Origin of the sequence: Micromonospora sp. NBS 11-29 (assembly GCF_002140155.1) — a bacterium.
Taxonomy (GTDB): domain Bacteria; phylum Actinomycetota; class Actinomycetes; order Mycobacteriales; family Micromonosporaceae; genus Micromonospora.
In genome coordinates this window covers 39,658-60,684 of record NZ_NAPR01000004.1, presented here as the reverse complement: position 1 = coordinate 60,684, position 21,027 = coordinate 39,658, and the positions used below count along the sequence as shown (strand labels likewise).

20 protein-coding genes, 4 pseudogenes and 1 riboswitch are annotated in these 21,027 nt (G+C 73.9%); of the genes and pseudogenes, 9 read left to right on the top strand and 15 right to left on the bottom strand.

All coding sequences use genetic code 11. The features are described from left to right. Positions 1–3 precede the first annotated feature (3 nt). The gene (locus B1205_RS04305) at positions 4–756 is read left to right on the top strand and encodes a beta-phosphoglucomutase family hydrolase (RefSeq protein WP_089154440.1); all 753 of its coding nucleotides are present in this window, start codon (positions 4–6) and stop codon (positions 754–756) included. Beyond that, a pseudogene (locus tag B1205_RS04300) lies at positions 753–3,102 on the top strand (glycoside hydrolase family 65 protein). Before B1205_RS04305 ends, B1205_RS04300 begins: the two are co-directional and overlap by 4 nt. Before the next feature lie 43 nt (positions 3,103–3,145). On the opposite strand, the gene B1205_RS04295 reads toward B1205_RS04300, so the two are convergent. From B1205_RS04295 to B1205_RS04285, 3 genes are all read right to left on the bottom strand, one after another. After that, positions 3,146–3,325, bottom strand: a complete 180-nt coding sequence (locus tag B1205_RS04295; RefSeq protein ID WP_089154439.1) for a hypothetical protein — start codon at positions 3,323–3,325, stop codon at positions 3,146–3,148. Positions 3,326–3,387: 62 nt separating this feature from the next. Beyond that, on the bottom strand, positions 3,388–3,735 hold the full coding sequence (gene trxA, locus B1205_RS04290) for a thioredoxin (RefSeq protein WP_089154438.1): 348 nt from the start codon (positions 3,733–3,735) through the stop codon (positions 3,388–3,390). Beyond that, a complete protein-coding gene (locus B1205_RS04285) occupies positions 3,705–4,097 on the bottom strand; it encodes a MerR family transcriptional regulator (RefSeq protein ID WP_089154437.1) in 393 nt (130 codons plus the stop codon). The genes trxA and B1205_RS04285 overlap by 31 nt, the downstream gene beginning before the upstream one ends. Before the next feature lie 522 nt (positions 4,098–4,619). Between B1205_RS04285 and B1205_RS04280 the strand changes: the two genes are divergently transcribed. Further along, entirely contained in the window at positions 4,620–5,282 is a 663-nt protein-coding gene (locus B1205_RS04280; protein WP_089154436.1) for a dienelactone hydrolase family protein, read from the top strand. Positions 5,283–5,423: 141 nt separating this feature from the next. Here the strand turns inward: B1205_RS04280 and B1205_RS04275 are convergent, their stop codons facing one another. Further along, positions 5,424–6,443 (bottom strand): AI-2E family transporter, encoded by a 1,020-nt coding sequence (locus B1205_RS04275; RefSeq protein ID WP_254909716.1) that lies wholly within the window; start codon positions 6,441–6,443, stop codon positions 5,424–5,426. A 429-nt stretch (positions 6,444–6,872) separates the two neighbouring features. Here B1205_RS04275 and B1205_RS04270 point away from each other — a divergent pair, with 429 nt between their 5' ends. Together B1205_RS04270 and B1205_RS04265 are read left to right on the top strand one after the other, a co-directional pair. Continuing rightward, positions 6,873–7,055, top strand: coding sequence for an antitoxin (locus B1205_RS04270; RefSeq protein ID WP_089154435.1), 183 nt, complete (start codon positions 6,873–6,875; stop codon positions 7,053–7,055). A 114-nt stretch (positions 7,056–7,169) separates the two neighbouring features. Next, positions 7,170–8,429, top strand: coding sequence for an alkaline phosphatase (locus tag B1205_RS04265; protein ID WP_089154434.1), 1,260 nt, complete (start codon positions 7,170–7,172; stop codon positions 8,427–8,429). A 22-nt stretch (positions 8,430–8,451) separates the two neighbouring features. On the opposite strand, the gene B1205_RS04260 is transcribed toward B1205_RS04265, so the two are convergent. The 5 genes from B1205_RS04260 to B1205_RS04240 form a co-directional block, all read right to left on the bottom strand. Continuing rightward, positions 8,452–8,865, bottom strand: a complete 414-nt coding sequence (locus B1205_RS04260) for a pyridoxamine 5'-phosphate oxidase family protein (RefSeq protein WP_089154433.1) — start codon at positions 8,863–8,865, stop codon at positions 8,452–8,454. Positions 8,866–8,908: 43 nt separating this feature from the next. Continuing rightward, a complete protein-coding gene (locus B1205_RS04255) occupies positions 8,909–9,253 on the bottom strand; it encodes a YkvA family protein (RefSeq protein ID WP_089154432.1) in 345 nt (114 codons plus the stop codon). 40 nt (positions 9,254–9,293) lie between these two features. Beyond that, positions 9,294–10,118: a hypothetical protein gene (locus tag B1205_RS04250; RefSeq protein WP_089154919.1), complete on the bottom strand. Its 825-nt coding sequence runs from the start codon at positions 10,116–10,118 to the stop codon at positions 9,294–9,296. Between the two features lie 146 nt (positions 10,119–10,264). After that, on the bottom strand, positions 10,265–10,669 hold the full coding sequence (locus B1205_RS04245; protein ID WP_089154431.1) for a hypothetical protein: 405 nt from the start codon (positions 10,667–10,669) through the stop codon (positions 10,265–10,267). Positions 10,670–10,772: 103 nt separating this feature from the next. Next, a complete protein-coding gene (locus tag B1205_RS04240) occupies positions 10,773–11,114 on the bottom strand; it encodes a helix-turn-helix transcriptional regulator (RefSeq protein ID WP_089154430.1) in 342 nt (113 codons plus the stop codon). Positions 11,115–11,280: 166 nt separating this feature from the next. Between B1205_RS04240 and B1205_RS04235 the strand changes: the two are divergent. After that, positions 11,281–11,931, top strand: a pseudogene (locus B1205_RS04235) (carbonic anhydrase); the annotation flags it as partial. Positions 11,932–11,968: 37 nt separating this feature from the next. On the opposite strand, the gene B1205_RS04230 reads toward B1205_RS04235, so the two are convergent. The 3 genes and pseudogenes from B1205_RS04230 to B1205_RS04220 all read right to left on the bottom strand — a co-directional run bounded on the left by B1205_RS04230 (position 11,969) and on the right by B1205_RS04220 (position 14,892). Further along, positions 11,969–12,994, bottom strand: a complete 1,026-nt coding sequence (locus B1205_RS04230) for a coiled-coil domain-containing protein (RefSeq protein WP_089154429.1) — start codon at positions 12,992–12,994, stop codon at positions 11,969–11,971. Between the two features lie 4 nt (positions 12,995–12,998). Beyond that, positions 12,999–13,129: riboswitch (cyclic di-AMP (ydaO/yuaA leader) on the bottom strand. Positions 13,130–13,283: 154 nt separating this feature from the next. Beyond that, positions 13,284–14,566 (bottom strand): annotated as a pseudogene (locus B1205_RS04225) (YibE/F family protein). A gap of 26 nt (positions 14,567–14,592) precedes the next feature. Next, the gene (locus B1205_RS04220; RefSeq protein ID WP_089154428.1) at positions 14,593–14,892 is read right to left on the bottom strand and encodes a metal-sensitive transcriptional regulator; all 300 of its coding nucleotides are present in this window, start codon (positions 14,890–14,892) and stop codon (positions 14,593–14,595) included. Between the two features lie 81 nt (positions 14,893–14,973). Between B1205_RS04220 and B1205_RS04215 the strand changes: the two genes are divergently transcribed. The 3 genes from B1205_RS04215 to B1205_RS04205 all read left to right on the top strand — a co-directional run bounded on the left by B1205_RS04215 (position 14,974) and on the right by B1205_RS04205 (position 18,358). Then, positions 14,974–15,870 carry a hypothetical protein gene (locus B1205_RS04215; protein WP_089154427.1) on the top strand — a complete coding sequence of 299 codons (897 nt, stop codon included), beginning with the start codon at positions 14,974–14,976 and terminating at the stop codon, positions 15,868–15,870. Then, positions 15,867–18,116 (top strand): heavy metal translocating P-type ATPase, encoded by a 2,250-nt coding sequence (locus tag B1205_RS04210; RefSeq protein WP_089154426.1) that lies wholly within the window; start codon positions 15,867–15,869, stop codon positions 18,114–18,116. The genes B1205_RS04215 and B1205_RS04210 overlap by 4 nt, the downstream gene beginning before the upstream one ends. A gap of 68 nt (positions 18,117–18,184) precedes the next feature. Then, entirely contained in the window at positions 18,185–18,358 is a 174-nt protein-coding gene (locus tag B1205_RS04205) for a CsbD family protein (protein ID WP_013283784.1), read from the top strand. Positions 18,359–18,391: 33 nt separating this feature from the next. On the opposite strand, the pseudogene B1205_RS04200 reads toward B1205_RS04205, so the two are convergent. The 3 genes and pseudogenes from B1205_RS04200 to B1205_RS04190 all read right to left on the bottom strand — a co-directional run. Continuing rightward, positions 18,392–19,557, bottom strand: a pseudogene (locus B1205_RS04200) (RNA polymerase sigma factor). Further along, a complete protein-coding gene (locus tag B1205_RS04195) occupies positions 19,554–19,913 on the bottom strand; it encodes a YciI family protein (protein WP_254909780.1) in 360 nt (119 codons plus the stop codon). Before B1205_RS04195 ends, B1205_RS04200 begins: the two are co-directional and overlap by 4 nt. A 151-nt stretch (positions 19,914–20,064) precedes the next feature. After that, a partial coding sequence (locus B1205_RS04190) for a DUF2786 domain-containing protein (protein ID WP_254909715.1) occupies positions 20,065–21,027 on the bottom strand: 963 nt, incomplete at its 5' end.

Genomic DNA, 21,027 nt, shown 5'->3' with positions numbered 1-21,027 from the left:
ACAATGCTGGGCCTACCCGCGCACGTTACCGCGTGTCTCTTCGATCTGGACGGTGTGTTGACGCAGACCGCCAGGGTGCACAACGCCGCCTGGGCCGAGACGTTCGACGCGTTCCTGCGGCGGCGATCCGTCGAAACCGGCGAGCCGTTCCGCCCGTTCGACCCCGGACCGGACTACAACCGGTACGTGGACGGAAAACCGCGCGCCGACGGGGTGCGATCGTTCCTGGCCTCACGCGGCATCACGCTGCCCGAGGGCTCGCCGGACGACCCGCCGGACGCGGACACCGTCAACGGCGTCGGCAACCGCAAGAACGTCGTGCTGCTCCAGCGGATCGAGCACGACGGCGTCGACGTCTACGACGGCTCGGTGCGCTACCTGGAGGCGGCGACCCGGGCCGGGCTGCGCCGCGCGGTCGTCTCGGCCAGCGCCAACTGTGCCGCGGTGGTGCAGGTCACCGGGCTGGACCGCTGGCTGGAGGCGCGGGTCGACGGCGTGGTCGCCCGCCAGCGCGGGCTGCGCGGCAAACCGCAGCCCGACACGTTCCTGGAGGGCGCGCGGATGCTCGGCGTCGATCCGGCGCAGGCCGCCGTCTTCGAGGACGCGCTCGCCGGGGTGGCCGCCGGCCGGGCCGGCGGATTCGGGTACGTGATCGGCGTCGACCGGGTCGGCCAGGCCGACGAGCTGCGGGCGCACGGCGCCGACGTGGTGGTCACCGACCTCGCCGACCTGCTGACGACGGAGCCGGCCGCGTGATCCGGGAACGGTCGTACCCGGTCGAGCCCTGGCACATCCGCGAGGTACGCCTCGACATGGACGTGCTGGCCCAGTCCGAATCCGTCTTCGCGCTCTCCAACGGGCACATCGGGCTGCGCGGCAACCTCGACGAGGGCGAACCGCACGGCCTGCCCGGCACCTACCTGAACTCGTTCTACGAGCTGCGCCCGCTGCCGTACGCGGAGGCCGGCTTCGGCTTCCCCGAGTCGGGGCAGACCATCGTCAACGTCACCAACGGCAAGCTGATCCGGCTGCTCGTCGACGACGAACCGCTCGACGTCCGCTACGGCGAGGTGCTCGCCCACGAACGGGTCCTCGACCTGCGGGCCGGCACGCTCCAGCGGGAACTGCACTGGCGCTCCCCGGCCGGCCGGGAGGTCAAGGTCCGAAGCACCCGCCTGGTGTCGTTCACCCACCGCTCGGTCGCGATGATCAATTATGAGGTGGAGGCGGTCGACGGGCCGCTGCGGCTGATCCTCCAGTCCGAGCTGGTGGCGAACGAGTCGCTGCCGCCGCAGAGCCGCGACCCCCGCGTCGCCGCCGTACTGGAGTCGCCGTTGCAGGCGGAGGAGGAACTGACCACCGACGACGGCGGCCTGCTCATCCACCGCACCAAGGTCAGCGGCCTGCGCGTCGCCGTCGGCATGAGCCACGACGTGCACGGCCCGGACCGCACCACGATCGAATCCGAGGGGTACGAGGACTGGGTCCGCACCACCATCGGCTGCGTGCTCAAGCCCGGCCAGAAGCTGCGGGTGGTCAAGTACCTGACGTACGGCTGGTCCAGCCGCCGCTCGCTGCCGGCACTGCNCCCCCCCCCGCCTCGACGGCTGGGACGGGCTGCGCCGGGCGCAGCGGGAATACCTCGACGAGTTCTGGGACGCCGCCGACGTGCGCGTCGAGGGCGACCCGGAGGTCCAGCAGGCCGTCCGTTTCGGCCTGTTCCACGTACTCCAGGCCGGCGCCCGCGCGGAACGGCGGCCGATCTCCGCCAAGGGCCTCACCGGACCCGGGTACGACGGGCACGCGTTCTGGGACACCGAGATGTTCGTGCTGCCGGTGCTCACGTACACCCAGCCGAGCGCGGTGCGGGACGCGTTGCAGTGGCGCTACGACACCATGGCCCAGGCGCAGGAACGGGCCCGCACGTTGAACCTGGAAGGCGCGGCGTTCCCGTGGCGCACCATCGAGGGGCCGGAGTCCTCGGCGTACTGGCCGGCCGGCACCGCCGCGTTCCACATCGCCGCGGACGTCGCCGACGCGTTGCGCCGCTACGTACTGGTCACCGGCGACGAGGCGCTGGAGCGGGACATCGGGCTGGAACTGCTGGTCGAAACCGCCCGGCTGTGGCGGTCGCTCGGCCACCACGACCGCGCCGGCCGGTTCCACATCGACGGCGTCACCGGCCCGGACGAGTACACCGCGGTGAAGAACGACAACGTCTACACCAACCTGATGGCGCAGCGGAACCTGCTCACCGCCGCCGACTGCGCGATGCGCTACCGCGACCAGGCGCTCGACCTCGGCGTGACCGAGGAGGAGGCCGCCGCCTGGCGGGACGCCGCGAACGACATGCACATCCCGTACGACTCGGACATCGACGTGCATGAGCAGGTGGAGGGCTTCACCCGGTTGCAGGAGTGGGACTTCGAGCACACCCCGGCGGAGAAGTACCCGCTGCTGCTGCACTACCCGTACTTCGACCTGTACCGCAAGCAGGTGGTCAAGCAGGCCGACCTGGTGCTGGCCATGCACTGGCGGGGCGACGCGTTCAGCGCCGCCGAGAAGCTGCGCAACTTCACCTACTACGAGCGGCGTACCGTCCGCGACTCGTCGTTGAGCGCCTGCACCCAGGCGGTGCTCGCGGCCGAGGTGGGCTTCCCCGAACTGGCCCACCGCTACCTGCGCGAGGCCGCGCTGATGGACCTGCACGACCTGAACGAGAACACCCGCGACGGAGTGCACATGGCCTCCCTGGCCGGCGCCTGGATCGCGCTGGTCGCCGGCTTCGGCGGCCTGCGCGACCACGACGGGAAGCTCTCCTTCACGCCCCGGCTCTCCAGCCGGCTCAGCCGCCTGGAGTTCTCCCTCCAGTGGCGGTCCATGCGGCTACGCGTCGACGTCCGGCCGCACCAGACGACGTACTCGCTGCGCAACGGTGGCCCGGACACGGTGCTGGACCTGCTGCACCACGGCGAGCCGCTGCGGGTCACCTGCGCCCGACCGGTCACCGTGCCGGTGCCGCCGGCCCACCCGGCCGGACCGCAGCCGGAGCAGCCGGCGGGCCGCGCCCCGCTGATGCACCTACCGGAACAGGCCGGCTGAACGGCCCCGCCCGGGTGGGCGGGGCCGCTGGGGCCCGCGTACCTCAGAACTGGCGGCCGTTGGACGGCCGCCCGCCGGCGTCGCGCGGCGCCGTCGCCCGCGGATCGTCGGCGGTACGCGCCGAGGCGGCCCGGTCGGCCCACTCCGGCGAGTCCGTCAGCTCCTGTTCGCGGCGTTCCTGGTCGCTGGGTTCCCGTTCCCGGGACCGGTCCTGCTTCGCCATCTGACATCCTCGCGATCGGTCGGGGTCCGTGGTCACCCCGCGCGTTCCCGCCCGGTGGCGGCTCAACCGTCCAGGCGCAGGGCGAAGCTCTGCCGCAGGTGGGCCTTCGGCCGGGCACCGACGATCGAGCCGACCACCTGGCCGTCGCGGAAGACCAGCATGGTCGGCGCGGACATCACCTGGTACGCCCGCGCGGTGGCCGGGTTCTCGTCGAGGTCGAGGGTGACGAAGCGCAGCGCGTCGCCGAACTCCTCGGCCAGTTCCTCCAGGTGTTTCGACACCACCCGGCAGGGCGGGCACCAGTCGGCCCAGAAGTCGACCACGACCGGCCGGTCGGCGGCGAGCACGGTGGCCGCGAACGTCTCGTCGGTGACCGGGGTCAGCCGGCCGGTCCGCGTGTCCTGAGGCATGTTTCCTCCCGTTGGGCGATGGCGCGGGCGAGTTGGTCATGCAGCCGACGGCGGACCGAGCCGAGCCGGTCGAGGTAGTCGTCCACCTCGGCCAGCTTGCGCCGCAGCACCGCCACCGAATCGGGGCACACGTCGCCGGAGTCGTGCCCGGCGCGCAGGCAGGCGACGAACGGCCGGATGTCGTCCAGGCCGAAACCGATCGCCAGCAGCGACCGGATCTCGTGCACGACACGCAGCTCCGCCTCGTCGTAGATCCGGTAACCGTTGGCGGACCGGCGCGGCCGGACCAGCCCGTGGGCCTCGTAGTAGCGCAGGGTCCGGGCGCTCGTACCGGCCCGCTCCGCCAGCTCCCCGATCCGCATCCCATCCCCCTTTCTCCCCCGCCCGCCTGTCCGTCCCGTACCGCAAGCCCGACGCTAAACCTTGCCGCCAACGTCAACGCAACCCTCGCCCCGCGATCTTGGTACGGAGCCGCCCCTCCAGGAGCGCTACCTCGTACCAAGTGCTCGGACCCTGCCGTCCTCGACGGACGCCAAAGAAGGCCATCACGAAGCGAAATGCCTCTTGGGCATGTCAGTGCCCCGACGATGCAACCCTGTTCGCCCAGCGGCGAAACCCGCACCAGTTCGCCGAAGTAGTGCCTTCCCGACAAGACGATGCCGCCACTTCACCGAACTGGCGCCTCCCCCGCTCACCGAACCACCTCTCGGGATCGCCGTCCCACTTCCTAGGAAACGCCCGGAACACGGTGCACCCTGACCTGGCAACCCAGAGGGGGCTCGATAGGCCCCGACGCGGACGATCATGAAGTTGGCCGGCCGGGGGAGCGCTCTCAGAGCGGTCAACTTCATGATCGGCGGAGTGGGGGGTAAGCGGAGGCGGGGGTGAGGCGAGTGCGTGAGGTTTTGGTGCGGGTGGGGGACGGTGGGCTGACGGGGGACGTTTCGGTGCCCTCGGGAGCCGCTGGGGTGGTGCTCTTTGCCCATGGCAGCGGCAGTTCGCGGCACAGCCCGCGCAACGTCGCCGTGGGGCGGGCGCTCAACGCGCGCGGGCTGGGCACAATGCTGGTGGACCTGTTGACCGCCGACGAGGAGGCGCGCGACGAGGTCACCGCCGAGCTGCGCTTCGACATCGGGATGCTCGCCGAACGGCTGGCCGCGATCGTCGACTGGATGGGCGCGGACCCGGAGCTGGGGCGGTTGCCGATCGGGCTCTTCGGCGCCAGCACCGGGGCCGCCGCCGCCCTGGTCGCCGCCGCCGCCCGGCCCGAGCGGGTGGGCGCGGTGGTGTCCCGGGGCGGGCGGCCGGACCTGGCCGGCAGCTCACTGGCCTCGGTACGCGCGCCGACGCTGCTGCTGGTCGGTGGCCTGGACGAGCAGGTCATCGTGCTGAACGAGCAGGCCCGGGACGCGTTGGGGAAGGTGGCGGAGCTGCGGATCGTGCCGGGCGCGACCCACCTCTTCGAGGAGCCGGGCACGCTGGAGCAGGTGGCCGACCAGGCCGGCGACTGGTTCGTCACCCACCTGCGTCAGCCGCACCCGGCCTGACCGGCGGCCCGGCGGCCAGCGACCGGCGGCCAGTGGCCCGGCGGCCAGCGGCCAGCGGCCAGTGGCCCGGCGGCTGGCGACCGGCGGCCAGTGGCCAGTGGCCCGGCGTCCGGCGTCCGGTGGCCCGGCGGCTGGCGGCGTTCAGCCGGTGGCCTCGCCGGTGCGGTGCCGCTGCACGGTGTCCAGCACCCGCCAGAGCACGGCGGCGATCGGCACCGAGACGAACGCGCCCGCGACCCCGGCGACGAGCGTGCCGGCGGTGACCACCACCAGGATGACCGCCGGGTGCAGTTGGACCTGCCGGCGCATCACGAGCGGCTCCAGCAGGTTCCCCTCGATCTGCTGCACCGCGATCACCGCGGCCAGCGTGAGCAGGGCGGTCGTGGGACCGTTGGCGGCCAGCGCGACCAGCACCGCGACCGCCCCGGCGACGGTGGCGCCGATGATCGGCACGAACCCGCCGAGGAACGTGATCAGGGCGAGCGGCAGGGCCAGCGGCACGCGCAACACGACCAGCGCCAACCCGATGCCGATCGCGTCGATCGCCGCGATGATCATCGTGCCCCGGCTGTACGCGCCGAGCGTCCGCCAACCGGCCCGCCCGGCCGCGGCGGTGACCTCGCGGCGCGGCCCCGTCAACCGGCCCAGCACCCAGTGCCACATTGAGCGGCCGTCCTTGAGCAGGAAGAAGAGGAGCACCAGGCCGAGCAGGATCGCGCCGGCCACCTCGGCGGCCTTGCGCGCTCCGGCGACCGGGTCGGGGGCGCTGCCGCTCACGCCCTGGCGGATCTGCTCGACCAGGCGATCGAGCTGTTGGTCGGTGACCGGCAGGCTGGAGGTGACGAAGTCGCGGCTGCGTTGCAGGCCCTCGTCGAGTTGCTGACTCAACTCCCCGAACTGGCTCGCGGTCAGGTTCCAGACCAGGACGCCGGCACCGACCAGGACGCCGAGCAGCAGCAGGACGGTGAGCAGCGCGGCGAGCGCGGCCGGCAGCCGGAGCCGACGCAGCCGCACCAGCACCGGGTCGAGCAACGCGGTGAGGAAGAGCGTGCCCGCCAGCGCCACGGCCAGCGGCGCCAGCAGAACCGCGATCTGCCCGAGCAGCCAGAGGCCGGCCACCACCACCAGCAGACAGAGGCTCCAGGTGACCGCCGTCCGCACCGGCCAGGGCAGCCCCGCCCAGGTCTGCCGCGGCCCCGACGCCGCCGGCTCAACCCGACCCGGCCCGGTCTGCGCCGGCCCGGTCTGCGCCGGCCCGGTCTGCGCCGGCCCGGACTGCGCCGGCCCGGACTGCGCCGGCTCAGGCCGACCAAACCCGGTCTGCGCAGGCCCGGACGCCGCCGGGCCAGGCCCACCAGACCCGGACTGCGCCGACCCGGACGGCACCGGCTCAGGCCGCGCCGGCCCGGGTTGCGCCGGCCCGGGTTGGGCCGGGCCGGGCATAGCAGCGTCGTCGTCCACGTCGCCTCCTCGATCGTGGCCGTGGTACCCGACGCGGGCGAATCCGACACCCGGGCCGTCAACGCCCGCCCGGTGTTTGCGCCCCCGGCCTCAGGGAAGGCTTTCAACGTACCGAAGGGAGAATTCGACATGAGCGACTTCATGGACAAGGCCCGGGACTTCGCCGACAAGCATGACAAGCAGGTCGACCAGGGTATCGAGAAGGCCGGCGACGCGGCCGACAAGCGCACCGGTGGGAAGTACGACCAGCAGATCGACAAGGGCGTCGACATGGCGCAGCAGCGCACCGGAGACGGCGACACCGGACGCTGACCACCCCGACGATCCCGGGCCGCCCCCGCGGGTGGCCCGGGATCGTCGTGTCCGCGTACCCCCGGGCCGCCGGGGTCGCCGAGCCGAAGGCGTCCGGCGGTTAACCTGGCCCGTGTGACCGTCCGTCCCCGGCGCTGGCTGCTCGCCCCCGTCACCGCCGCCGTCGTGGTCGCCGGCCTGACGCCGGGCAGCGCGGTCACCACCGCCGCCCCGGTCGACGGCCGGGCCCGCAACGTCATCCTGGTCAACGGCGACGGGATGGCCGCCGCCCAACGCGAGGCGGCCCGGCTCTTCCTGGCCGGCCTCGACGGTCAGCTCACCATGGACACGTTGCCCCACTCCGGCCAGCTCACCACCAGTCCGCACGACCCGAGGTCGCCGGTCACCGACTCGGCCGCCGCCGCCAGCGCCTGGGCCACCAGCATCCGGACCTACAACGGCGCCGTCAGCGTCGACGTGGACGGCAAGCCGCTGCCCACCATCGGCGCGCAGGCCAAGGCGGCCGGCCGGGCCACCGGCCTGGTCACCACCGCGCAGGTCACCGACGCCAGCCCGGCCGCCTTCTTCGCCACCACCGCCGACCGGTCCGCACAGGACGAGATCGCCCGGCAGTACGTCGAGGTCACCAGGCCGGACGTGATCCTCGGCGGCGGGGAGGACTGGTGGCTGCCCGCCGGCACCGCCGGGGCGTACCCGGACCGGACGGCCGCGGACCCGACCGAGGCCAGTCGCGGCACCCGGGGTGACCTCGTCGCGAAGGCCCGCGGGGCCGGATACCGGTACGTCAGCACCGCCGACCAGCTCGCCCGGGCCGAGCCGACCGGCGGCAGGCTGCTCGGGCTGTTCGGCAACGAGGAGTTGTTCCAGCAGCGGTCGGAGGGCGAGGGCGACGTGTACGCCCCACCGGTGAGCCTGGCCGCCATGACCGCGAAGGCGCTGGAGGCGCTGTCGACCAACCGGAAGGGCTTCTTCCTCCTGGTCGAGGAGGAGGGCATCGACGAGTTCGCGCACGAGAACAACGGCGCCCGGATGCTCCAGGCGCTCGGCGAGTTGGAGAAGGCGGTGGTGGTGGCCCGCGACTACGCCGCCACCCACCCGGACACGCTGCTCGTGGTGACCGGCGACCACGAGTGCGGCGGCCTGACCATCGAGGACACCGGCGCCTCCGACGAATCCGGCGACGGCGTCTCGGCCGAGGACGGGCCCTTCCCGGTGAAGGGCAGCGACCTGAGCTTCAACCTCGACTGGACCACCGACGGCCACAGCGGCGCCGACGTGCCGGTCACCGCGTACGGGCCGCTGGCCGACCGGTTCACCGGCAAGCACCCGAACACGTACGTGCACGAGGTGCTGGCGCAGGTGCTCACCCGCTGATGTCCGGCGGGCCGGACGGCCCTCAGTCGGGCAGGTTGCCGAGCAGGCGGGTCACCGCGATCTCCAGCACCACCCGCTCCGGGTTCGGGCGCGGCGGGCGGTAGCGCTCGGCGTAGCGCCGCTCGGCCTCGGCCACCGACGCCGGGTCGCGGCGGAGGACCGCGCGGCCCTCCACGGTCAGCCACCACCGGCCGTCGACCTGGCACACCGCGACCGGTGTGCCCGCCGGTCCGCCGGCGGCCACGTACCGCGCCTTCGCCGAACCGCCCGAGGTGATCACGCGGGCCAGCCCGGCATCCGGGTCGAAGGTCACCCCCACCGGTACGACGTGCGGGGTGCCGTCGGCACGCAACGTGGTCAGCGTGGCGAGGTGCCGGTCGGCGAAGAAGCGGGCGACCCGCCCGTCGTGCGGGGCCAACCGGTGACCGCCGGACATGCCGCCTCCTCGCGCGTGGTGTGAGCGTCGAGCCGATGATCCGTCACCGGCGGGGCGAAACGCCGGGCGGGGCGGCCGGCAGCGACCCGACCGGGGCGTCCCGGGTGGCGCGTTGCGCGGCCCGGTGCTTGGCGGCCAACCGGCCCAGGTAGAACAGCGCGCCGGCCAGCACGCCCATGTCGTCCAGGTAGATCGGGTCGGGGAGCAGGTCCACCGGCAGGATCGTGTAGATCAGCGCGCCGTAGAAGGCGACCTTGCCGCCCGCGCCGAGCGCGCCGAGCATCCGGCGGGTGCGGACCACCCGGATGGCGAGCAGGATCGCACCGACGAGCGTCGCCGCCGCGACGACGACGGCGAGGCCGACCAGCAACCAGGATTCACGGGACACGGCATCACGCTAGCCGAGCCGGGCCATCGCCGCCGGACGATCAGTATGCCGCCACCGCGGCCCGCCCCCGGGCCACCGGCGTCAGCTCGCGGGTGACCTCCGGGGTCGGCAGCTCCCGGGTGTTCTCGGGGCCGGTGAGGCCGACGATGGAGAGCGCCGCCGATGGCTCGGTGGCCGGGTGCAGCGCCGCGTACGCCTCCTCGCGCAGGCTCCGCGCCGCCGCGGCGGCCGTCTCGGCGGCCCGCCAGGCGGCCTGCTCCCGCTCCGACGCGGCATGCTGCCGGGCCCGGAGGTTGTCCCGGACCAGCCGGCGCAGCAGCAGTTCCTGCTCGACCGGGTGCCGGCTCGGGTCCCAGCCGTGCCCACCGAGGATGTCGCTGAGCTGTCGCACGGTGATCTCGTCGCGCCACTGGGCGTCCAGCGCCGCCCGGTGCAGCCAGCGCTCGCGGTCCGCGTACTCGGCCGGGGTGCGGGCGGTCCGGGGCAGCGGGAGCGCCGCGGCGGCGGCGAGCCGGCGGACGTCCTGCTCGGCCGTCTGGTACGCCTGCCAGGCGGTCTCGGCCTGCTCCTGGGCGGTCAGCCACTCGGCCCGCCGCCGCTCGGCGGTGACCGTCGCGCGGGACGCGGCGACGGCCACCTCGTCCGCGTACCGCCGCCGTTCCCGGTCCTGCTCCCGCGCCTGCTGGGCCAGGTCGATGCTGCTCGGCCGGGCGGCCTCGCTGATCCGTTCGCCGAACACGGAGCGGAACCGGGTCGGGCGGGCGACCAGCGCGGCGACCACGATCGTCGCCACGGCGAGCAGGGCCAGCCAGATGACGGCGGCGGCGGGGACGTCGGGCAGGACGGTGGAGAAGACGGTCTGCATCACCAGCACCTCGTGGTGGAAGGATCGGGAACAACGACAGGGGCCCGGTCACGGGCGGGTACGGCGTCGCGGCGGGACCGGACGGACGGGCGGCGGTGGCGGCCCCGGGGTGGGGCCTGCGCCGGGCGTACCGGGAAGTGGTCCGGTCAGGCGCGCGGCGGCCCGCGGCGGGCGATGGTCGCCCCACCCGGGTCGGCGGCGACGACGGTCTCGACGCCGGGAACCGGCCCGGCGGAGTCGGGGTCGGCGTCGGTGGGGCCGGCGACGGCCGGGCCGGTGGCGACCCGCGCAGCGGTGGTGGAGGAGGCCGCGAAGGCCGATGCGTCGATTCCCGCCCGGACGGGCGCGGTGCGCGTGGGCCCGGCGTCGGTCGCGATCGGACCGGAGAGGACCACGATCGTCACCGCCGGCCGCGTCGTGAGAGCGGCGTCGGCGGGTGTGACGGTCACGCCCGGCAGGCCGATGATCAGCGCCAGGCTGGCCACGGTCGTGCGGACGATCCGGCGCAGCATCGCCGTCCAGGTGGACGAGGCGAACGCTACGGGCAGCACCGTCTCAACCTATCGGTCATCGCCGGATCGCGCAGCACGACGATCCTCCCGGATTGGGTGAGCCGTCCCACGGGCGGTCGTGTCCACGGTGGAGGGACCGGCGTCAGCTTCGGGCGGTGGCGTCCCGGGCCGGCTCGGCGGCGAAGAGGGCGAGCAGCGCGCCGACCTGCTGGTCGGCCTCCGCCGGGTGCCGGAAGCGACCGGTCGGGTTGATCGTGTATTCGTTGCGCCGCCCGACCCGGGTGCGACGGAGGTAACCACCGGCCTCCAGGTCGGCGACGATGGCCTGGGCCGCCCGCTCGGTGACGCCGACCTCGTCGGCCACGTCCCGCAGGCGCGCGGTGGGGTTACGCGCGATGGCCAGCAGGACGTGCCCGTGATTGGTGAGGAAGGTCCAGTTGCGGCGGCTTCCCTCCTCGCCCGGTGTGGTCGCCATGGTGGCCATCGTATGGCCCGCCCGGTCGTCGTTCCCGCCCCGGCACCGGTCGGACGAAACGCATGAAATGCGTATCACGAAATCTTGACGTGCCTTCGGCGGCGTGTGACCGTGGGTCGCGGGGCCGACACCGCCGGCCGGCCTGGTCGTTTGCGCGAGGACGAGGTGAGCAGCAGTGAGCCCGACTGATCCCGAAGAGGCACTCGCCGAACTGCGTGCCGGTAACCACCGGTTCGTCACCGGGGTGCCGCAGCACCCGAATCAGGACGCCGGGCACCGTGCGGCGGTCGCCGACGGCCAGCACCCGTTCGCGGTGATCGTCGGCTGCTCCGACTCCCGCCTCGCCGCCGAGATCATCTTCGACCGGGGCCTCGGTGACCTCTTCGTGGTGCGCACCGCCGGGCACACCGCCGGCCCCGAGGTGCTCGGCAGCGTGGAGTACGCGGTCACCGTGCTGGGCACGCCGCTCGTGGTGGTGCTCGGCCACGACTCGTGCGGTGCGGTCCAGGCCGCCCGCGAGGCGGTCCGCACCGGCTCCGCCCCGGTCGGGCACCTCGGCGCGGTGGTGGACGCCGTCTCGCCCAGCCTGCTGCGCGCCGGCCGCCAGGGCGTCGAGTCGCTCGACGACATCATCGACGTCCACATCGCGCAGACCGTGGAGACCCTGCTCGCCCGGTCCACCGTGCTCGCCGAGCGGGTGGCCGGCGGTGCGTGCGCGGTGGTCGGCATGTCGTACCGGCTCAGCGGTGGCGAGGTGCGGACGGTGGCGCAGTCCCCGTCCGCGCTGCCCGCGCCGGCCGCGCCGGCGGACCCGGCGCTNAAGGGGCCGCCGACCGGCGGCCCCTTCCGCGTTCCCGCGAGCGTCAGAGCAACGACATGTGTACGTGGTCGGTGTGGTTGGACGGTCCGCTGTACGAACTCCAGCCACTGGCCGGGAACCAGATCTGCCGATTCCAGATCACGTAGTAGATGCCCAGCCGGTCGGCGTTGCGGATCAGGAAGGCGGCCACCTCGTTGCCGTACCGTCGGGTGTCGTTGTCGTGCCACGGCGCGAAGCCGCTGTTCTGCAACGACCAGTCGCAGGCCTTGCCCTTCGGGTGTTCCCACGGGCCGCCGGGCCGGTAGCAGCCCACGAAGCGTTTGAACCCGGCGCGCCGGACCTCCTTGTACGCGTGCAGCGTGCGCGGCGTGATGCAGCCGGAGGTGGTCGGGTCGTCCTCGCTGCACGACTCCGACTTCCAATTGCCGTCGGCCCCGCGGCCCGGGCCGACCTTCGCGACCGGTGAGGTGGCGGAGACCAGGCCGCCGGTGAAGCCCAGGCCGCCGACCAGCTTCAACGCCTTCTGCGCCTCCACCTTCTCGCGGGCCATGGCGTTCGTCTGCTTCTCCTGCTCGCGCACCTCGGCGTCGGCGGCGAGCTTCGCCTGCTCGGCCCGGTTCCGGGCGGCGTTGATGGCGGCGAGCCGCTGCGCGTTGAAGAGGTTGAGCTCGTCCAGGGTGCTGGCGCGCTGGACGAACGAGTCGGGGGAGTCGCTCTCCAACAGCAGCGCGAACGCGCCCACCCGACCGGTCCGGTAGGACTGGGCGGCGATCTGGTTGATCTGCGGGCTGAGCGCCTCCAGTTCGGCCTCCGCAGACGCCTTCTCGGCGGCCAGCCGCTTCTGGCGGTCCTGTGAGGTCTTCAGCTTCGCCTTGGCCTGGAGGTAGGCGCGGTTGGCGGCGTTGACCGCCTCGCTGATCAGCGGCGGGTCGTCGTCCTCCGCGTGCCCCGAGGGGTTGGGCACCGCGGTGCCGGGGGCCGCCGTCGCCGGGGTGGGTCCGGCCAGTACGGCGAGCGCGGCGAGCACGGCCACCACGGGTGTCGACCAGCGGCGCAGGGGTGCCGTCACAGTGTTCCCTTCCGTCGGCCGCCGACCGGGTTAGCTGACGGGTTCGGGACGGAAGCGGCCCCTACCGCTCGCGCGGATTCACCCCGTGTTCCTGGTTCCCCGGCTCGCCCGTGGGCGATTGGGCGGCGGCACCGCAGGCGCCGGTGCGCGCCTTCGGCGGTGACCGGCAGCGAGGTTACCCGAGAGTCCCATCGAGGTTCTACGTCCGGATGCCGACCAATCGCGAGAATTCGACGTCACCCCATGTGACCAGCGTCGCGTTTGGGAACGGTCGTCACGCTGCGGAGTGTCACCATGCGTTCTGCGTGCTTTTGCCGTCGCCGGGCCACCGCTGGACGGGTGCCGCCCCGCCCAGCGCCGCCAGCGCGTCGTCGTCCCGCCCGGCCGGCGGCCGGGGTGCGGGTGGCGTCGTCGACCCGGCGTCCCGGTCGCGTCGCCCGGCGGNGTCGCCACCGTGCTGCGGACGATCTCCTGGGCCAGGAACTCGCTGGTGAGCAGTTCGCTCACCGGGCGGGAGTCGGCGACCAGCAGGAGCAGCAGGGGGAGCGACGCGCCCGCGTACGCCAGCACGATGGTGTTGACCACGGAGGCGATGTGGGCCCGGCCGACCCGGGTCGCCGCCCGGTAGAGCTGCCGCCGGGTCAGCTCCGGATTGGCGTGCGCCAGCTCGGTGACGGTGGCCGCCTGGGTGACCGTGACGTCGTCGAGCACGCCCAGCGAGCCGATGACGATGCCGGCCAGCAGCAACCCGTGCAGGTCCACGTCGCCCTGGAACAGGGAGAGCGTGGTGGCGTCCTCGCTGCCGAAGCCGGTCAGGTGGGTGGCGGCCGTGGCCAGCGTGCCGAGCGCGCCGGTGACGACCAGGCTGCCGAGGGTGCCGAGCACCGCCACCGACGTCTGGGCGCTGAACCCGTGGGTCAGGTAGAGCACCACGAACATGATCAGCGCGGCGCCGACGATCGCCACCAGCAGCGGGGACCGGCCGGCGCCGATGCCGGGCAGCACGAACCCGAGCAGGATGGCGAAGCTGGCCACCAGCCCGCCCAGCGCGGCCAGCCCGCGCCAGCGCCCGAACGCCACGATCGCGGCGGCGAAGAGCGCGACCAGCCAGATCAGCGGGGTGCCGCGCTGGTGCTCGGCGATGTCGTAGTTCTTCACCGTCGGATCGGCCGGGTCGACCAGTACGACCAGGATCACCTCGTCGCCGACCTCGACGCGGGGTGCACCGGGCCCGGCGGGAATCGGCGTCTCGACCTGCCGGCCGGCGTCCGGGCCCTGCTCGGCGGCGACGGTCACGGTGCCGCAGCGCCCCCCACCTTCCGGCGTCTCCGGGGTCGGCGGGCACGGCTGCGTCACCACGCGGGTCACCGTGCCGTGGTAGCGCGGCAGGTTCGCACCGTCCGCCGGTTCCCGGTCGTACCGGGGCCAGAGCGCCAGCGCCGCGATCACGGTGAGCACGAAGAGCGGCACCACGGTCACGAGCAGGAGCCGGCGTACGCGCGGCGGCGCGGGAGACGCGGGACGGGTGTGGTCGGCGCNGTCCTGACCACGCCCGGTGCATCGCCGGCCCATGGTAGCCAGGCCGGCCCGGGTGGGGGTCAGCCGCGCTTCATCAGGCGGCCCACGGCGGCCATCATCTCGGTGGCCATCTCGTCGGCGCGACCCTCGGCCGCACCCTCGTGCATGCAGTGCCGGGCGTGCCCGTCGAGCAGGCCCAGGGCGACCTTGTCGAGCGCGGCCTGGATCGCCGAGATCTGGGTCAGCACGTCGATGCAGTAGCGGTCGTCCTCGACCATCTTCTCGATGCCCCGCACCTGCCCCTCGATCCGGCGCAGGCGCGCGAGGAGCTGGTCCTTGCTGGCGGTGTAGCCCCGGGTCGGGGTGGACGGCGAGGTCATACCGTCGAGGATAGCGTACCCCTCGGGGGTATGTTACGGTTCGGATCGTACCCCTGGGGGGTATCAGGATCGGAGGATGCGATGAACACGGCGACGAAGCTCAGCGGCTTCGCCCTCGGCCTCGCGGCGGTGTTCGGCGCCACGTACGGGATCGGCCACCTGACCGGTCCCGCCACTCCCGACGTCGAGACACACCACGACGCCACCGCCGGCGGACACGACGCGACCGGCAACGACCACGGGGGCGGCGACGCCCACCTGCCCGGCGGGCTGCTCGTCTCCGAGCGCGGCTACACGCTCCGGCCCACGGCCGGCCCGGCGGGCCAGTTCGCGTTCCGGGTCACCGGTCCGGACGGTGGGCCGGTGACCCGCTACGAGGTGGCCCACGACAAGCGCATGCACCTGATCGTGGCCCGCCGTGACCTCTCCGGCTTCCGGCACGTCCACCCGGAGCTGGGCGACGACGGCACCTGGCGGGTCGCCTCGCCGCTCGCCGGGCCGGGCGTCTGGCGGGCGTTCGCCGACTTCACGCCGGCCGGCGGGGAGCCGCTGACGCTCGGCGTCGACGTCACCGTCCCCGGCCCGCTGGCCGCCCGGCCGCTGCCGCCGCCGGCCACCAGCACCACGGTCGACGACTACACGGTCACGCTCACCGGCACGCCCGAGCCGGGCCGCACCAGCCGGCTGACGCTCTCGGTCAGCCGGGACGGCCGTCCGGTCACCGACCTCCAGCCCTACCTGGGGGCGTACGGGCACCTGGTGGCGCTGCGCCAGGGCGACCTGGCGTACCTGCACGTACACCCGGAGGGCACGCCCGGCGACGGGCGGACGCCAGCCGGGCCGGCGGTCACGTTCGCCGCCGAGGTCCCCTCGGCCGGGGCGTACCGTCTCTACCTGGACTTCCGCCACGGCGACGCGGTGCACACCGCCGAGTTCACCGTCGTGGCCGGCGACCCGAGCGGGGAGGTGCCGCGATGACCACCACGGGAAAGGCGCTGCCGACCGCGCCGAACCTGATCGAACTGGCGATCGGCGGCATGACCTGCGCCTCCTGCGCCGCCCGGATCGAGAAGAAGCTCAACCGGATGGACGGCGTCGAGGCGACGGTGAACTACGCCACCGAGAAGGCCACCGTCCGGTACGCCGACGACGTGGCCCCGGCCGACCTGATCGCCACCGTGGAGAAGAACGGCTACACCGCCGTGGTGCCGCCACCGCCCGCTTCGGCGGAGGCGACCGTGGCCGGCGAGCCGGTGGACGAGCTGCGCGTGGCGCGTACCCGGCTCCGGGTCTCCGCGGCGCTGACCCTGCCGGTGATCCTGCTGGCCATGGTGCCGGCCTGGCAGTTCGATTACTGGCAGTGGGCCTCGCTCACGCTGGCCGCGCCGGTGGTGGTCTGGGGCGGGCTGCCGTTCCACCGGGCCGCGCTGGTCAACCTGCGGCACGGCGCGGCGACCATGGACACGCTGGTCTCGCTCGGCACGCTGGCCGCGTTCGGCTGGTCGCTCTGGGCACTCTTCCTCGGCGACGCCGGGATGCCCGGGATGACCCACCCGTTCCGGTTCGACATCACCCGCAGCGACGGGGCCGGCAACATCTATCTGGAGGCCGCCGCCGGGGTGACCGTCTTCATCCTGGCCGGGCGCTACTTCGAGGCGCGCGCCAAGCGCACCGCCGGCTCCGCCCTGCGCGCCCTGCTCGAACTGGGCGCGCGGGACGTGGCGGTGCGGCGCGACGGGCAGGAGGTCCGGATCCCGGTCGACCAACTCGCGGTCGGCGACCGGTTCGTGGTCCGCCCCGGGGAGAAGATCGCCACCGACGGCGTGGTCGTCGACGGCACCTCGGCGGTCGACGCCAGCATGCTCACCGGCGAGTCGGTCCCGGTCGAGGTTCGTCCCGGCGACGCCGTGGTGGGCGCGACCGTGAACGCCGGCGGGCGGCTCGTGGTGCGGGCCACCCGGATCGGCGGGGACACCCAGCTCGCCCAGATGGCCCGGCTGGTGGAGGCGGCGCAGACCGGGAAGGCGGCGGTGCAGCGCCTCGCCGACCGGATCTCTGGCGTCTTCGTGCCGATCGTGATCGCCCTGGCGGTGGGGACGCTCGGCTGGTGGCTGGGCACCGGAGCCGGGCCGACCGCCGCGTTCACCGCCGCCGTGGCCGTGCTGATCATCGCCTGCCCGTGCGCGCTCGGCCTGGCCACGCCGACCGCGCTGCTGGTCGGCACCGGGCGCGGCGCGCAGCTCGGCGTGCTGATCAAGGGGCCGGAGGTGCTGGAGTCCACCCGCCGGGTCGACACCGTGGTGCTGGACAAGACCGGCACCGTCACCACCGGCCGGATGACCCTGGCCGAGGTGCTGCCCGCGCCCGGCGAGGACGTCGGTGAGCTGCTCCGGGTGGCCGGCGCGCTGGAGGCGTACTCCGAGCACCCGATCGCCCGGGCGGTGGCCGACTCGGCGGCCGGTCCGCTGCCTCCGGTCGACGACTTCGCCAACGCCGAAGGTCTGGGCGTGACCGGTGTGGTCGAGGGCCGCACGGTGGTCGTCGGGCGGCTCCGGCTGCTGCGGGAGCGCGGTCTCGACGTACCCGAGGAGGTCGTGCGGGCAGTGACCGACGCGGAGGCCGGGGGCCGGACGGCGGTCGTGGCCGGCTGGGACGGGCGGGCCCGGGGGGTGCTCGCGGTGGCCGACGCGGTGAAGCCGACCAGCGCGGCGGCGGTCGCCCGGCTGCGCGGGCTGGGCCTCACCCCGGTGCTGCTCACCGGCGACAACGCGACCGTGGCGAGGGCGGTGGCCGCCGAGGTCGGCGTCGACCAGGTGATCTCCGAGGTGCTGCCGGCCGACAAGGTGGCGGTGGTCGAGCGGCTCCAGCGTGAGGGCCGCGTGGTCGCCATGGTCGGCGACGGGGTCAACGACGCCCCCGCGCTCGCCCGGGCGGACCTCGGGCTGGCCATGGGCACCGGCACCGACGTGGCGATGGAGGCCGCCGACCTGACGCTGGTCCGGGGTGACCTGCTGGCCGCGGCGGACGCCATCCGGCTGTCCCGCCGCACGCTCGCGATCATCAAGGGCAACCTGTTCTGGGCGTTCGCCTACAACGTGGCCGCGCTGCCGCTGGCCGCCGCCGGGCTGCTCAACCCGATGCTCGCCGGGGCGGCGATGGCCTTCTCGTCGGTGTTCGTGGTGGCGAACAGTCTGCGGCTGCGAAGCTTCCGCCCGATCGGATGAGTGGGATTGGGCGGCGACTCCGCTGGGTAACCCCTTGTCGTCACGCAACTGCTGAGTTGGAGGTTCCCATGGGTCTCGACGACAAGATCGACAACGCTTCCCAGGACACCGCGGGCAAGGTCAAGGAGGGCGTCGGCCGGGCCACGGACAACGAGCGCCTGGAGGCCGAGGGCCGCAACGACCAGGCGGGCGCCAAGCTCAAGCAGGCCGGCGAGAAGATCAAGGACGCCTTCAAGAGCTGACGTACGCCTCGCACACGACGCCGGGCCGGTCCGTCAGGACCGGCCCGGCGTGCTGTCCGTCACCAGGCGGGCGGCGCGTACCTCCAGGTAACGGCGCTCCGGCAGGCTGGTGGTGGCGCGAGCGGCGGCCAGGTAGGCGGACCGGGCGTCCGCCCGGTCGCCGGCCAGTTCCAGCAGGTGTGCGCGGACGGCGGCGAGCCGGTGGTGACCGGCGACACGGACGTCGGCGTCCAGCGGCGCGAGCAGCGCCAGACCGGCCCGGGGGCCGTCCACCATGGCCACCGCCACCGCCTGGTTGAGCGTCACCATCGGGTTCGGCGCGATCCGGGCCAGCACCCGGTAGAGCGCCACGATCTGCGGCCAGTCCGTGGTCGCGGCCGTGGGCGCCTCCGCGTGCACCGCGGCGATGGCCGCCTGCACCTGGTACGGGCCGGGCGGCGACCAGGTCAACGCCTCGGTCACCAGCGCGATCCCCTCCTCGATCGCGGCCCGGTCCCAGCGGCTGCGGTCCTGCTCGGCCAGCGGCACCACCATCCCGTCCGGGCCGGTACGCGCCGCCCGGTGCGCGTCGGTGAGCAGCATCAGGGCCAGCAACCCGGTCACCTCGCCGTCGGTCGGCAGCAGCCGGTGCACCTCCCGGGCCAGCCGGATCGCCTCCCCGGTCAGCTCGACCCGGTGCAGCGCGTCCCCGCTCGACGCGGTGTGGCCCTCGTTGAAGACGAGGTAGAGCACGCGCAGCACNCCATGGTGGCCTCCGGGACCAGGTACGCCCGGGCGATCTCGGCGGTGCTCAACCCGCCCACCGCCCGCAGCGTGAGCGCCACCTGGGCGCTGACCGGCAGCGCCGGATGACAGCAGAGGAGCAGCAGTTTCAGCGTGTCGTCCCCGCTCGGCGGCTCCTCGTCGGCGGCCGGGGCGACCGCCGCGTACGCCGGTTGCCGGGCCGCCACCGCGACCTCCCGCTCCCGGCGGGCGTGTTCGCTGCGCCACTCGTCGGTGAGCCGGCGGGTCGCCACCGTGACCAGCCAGGCGCGGGGATGGTCCGGCACGCCCTGCGCCGGCCATCGGGTAGCGGCGGCCAGCAGCGCCTCCTGCACGGCGTCCTCGGCGGCGTAGAACTGGCCGTGCCGGCGCACGAGCACGCCGAGGACCTGCGGTGCGAGCGTACGCAGCAGGTCCTCGACCGCCCGGGAGGTCACACGTCGGTCCCGGTCTGCTCCATCACCGGGCGCACCTCCAGCACGCCGCAGCCGTGCCGCACGTCCGGCCAGCTCGCGGCGATCTCGACGGCCCGCTCCGGCGTCTCGCAGTCGACGGTCAGATAGCCGGCGAACTGCTCCTTGCTCTCCACGAACGGCCCGTCGGTGATCTCGGTGCCACCGGCCGTCGACCGCACCGTCCGGGTCTGCGCCGGATGAGCCAGCGCCTCCCCGCCGACCAGCTCGCCGGACTCGGTCAGCTCCTTCATGATCTGGTCGACCTCACCGAAGATCGTGTTGCGCTCCGCCTCGGACAGCTCCTCCACGAAGCCGGGCCGGTTCCAGATCAGCAGCATGTACTTCACGGTCCACTCCTCGGGTACGGGCCACCGTCGGTGACGCCTCGCGAACGGGTCGGAGCCGGCCGGCCCAATCCGACAGCTCCCCGCCTTTTCGTGTTGACCATGAAGTTGGCGGCGGCCAGACGGACTGCCGGGGCCGCTAACTTCATGATCGACGCTGCGGGGTGGGGCGGCCGGGGGCCAGGGGGCGGGGTGCGGGGTGGGCGGGGTTCAGGTGGGCCTGGTCGGCGGCGGTGGTGCCGGAGGTCCACCCCTCCGAGTCGCGTACCTGGAGGCGGTGGCGGGTGGTGCCGGGGAAGAGTTGGTCGGCGCGTTCCCGGACGGCGTCCGAGCGGGCCGCGAGCACCGGCAACAGACGGTCGTCGGCGTGCTCCTCGGTCGCCGCCTCGCTGGCCGCCCGCAGCCGCTCCCCGATCCGCAACGCGTACGCGTTCAGGAACGACTCGTCCCAGCCCTTGGTGCGCCGCCCGCTGCCCCTACCCCGGTCGCGCCGGCCGCGCAGCATCGCGGCGGTCGCCTGCACCAGCAGCGACGTGTGCAGCAGCTCGACCGCGGCCAGGTCGGCCGGGAAGCCGAGCACGGTGGCGAAACCCAGGTCGTCGGACCAGACCGACTCGCACCGGTTCGCCGCCGCCACCTCCTGGATCAGCAGCGCCTTCGCCGCCGCGTACGGGGCGTCGGTGCCGATGCGTACGCCACCCGGGCGGTCGGGCCGCTCGGCCGCGGCGTCGAGCAGCGCCGCGTCGATGCTGTGCCGGGACATCAGTTCCTGCGCCTTGGCGGTGAACGCCTCCGCCTCGGCCGGGTAGCCGGTCGATTCGGCCTTCGCCAGCAGCGCGCGTACCCGGTCGAGCATCCGGGAGCCGGTGGCCGCCACGGCGGCGTGCCCGACGGCGGCGGCGCCGGGCGGCGGGCGGAGCACCGCGATCGGCGGCAGGCCCTCGACCAGCACCAGCGCGTCGACGGCGTCCCGCAGCGCGGTGATCCGGTCGCCGTCGGCGCGGCGGTCGAGCCAGCCCGCGTCGGCGTCCCACCGGGCGTCCAGCTCGGCGAGCTGCTCGTCGAACCAGGCCGGGACCGGGGTGGGCAACCCGCGCCGTTGGGCGGC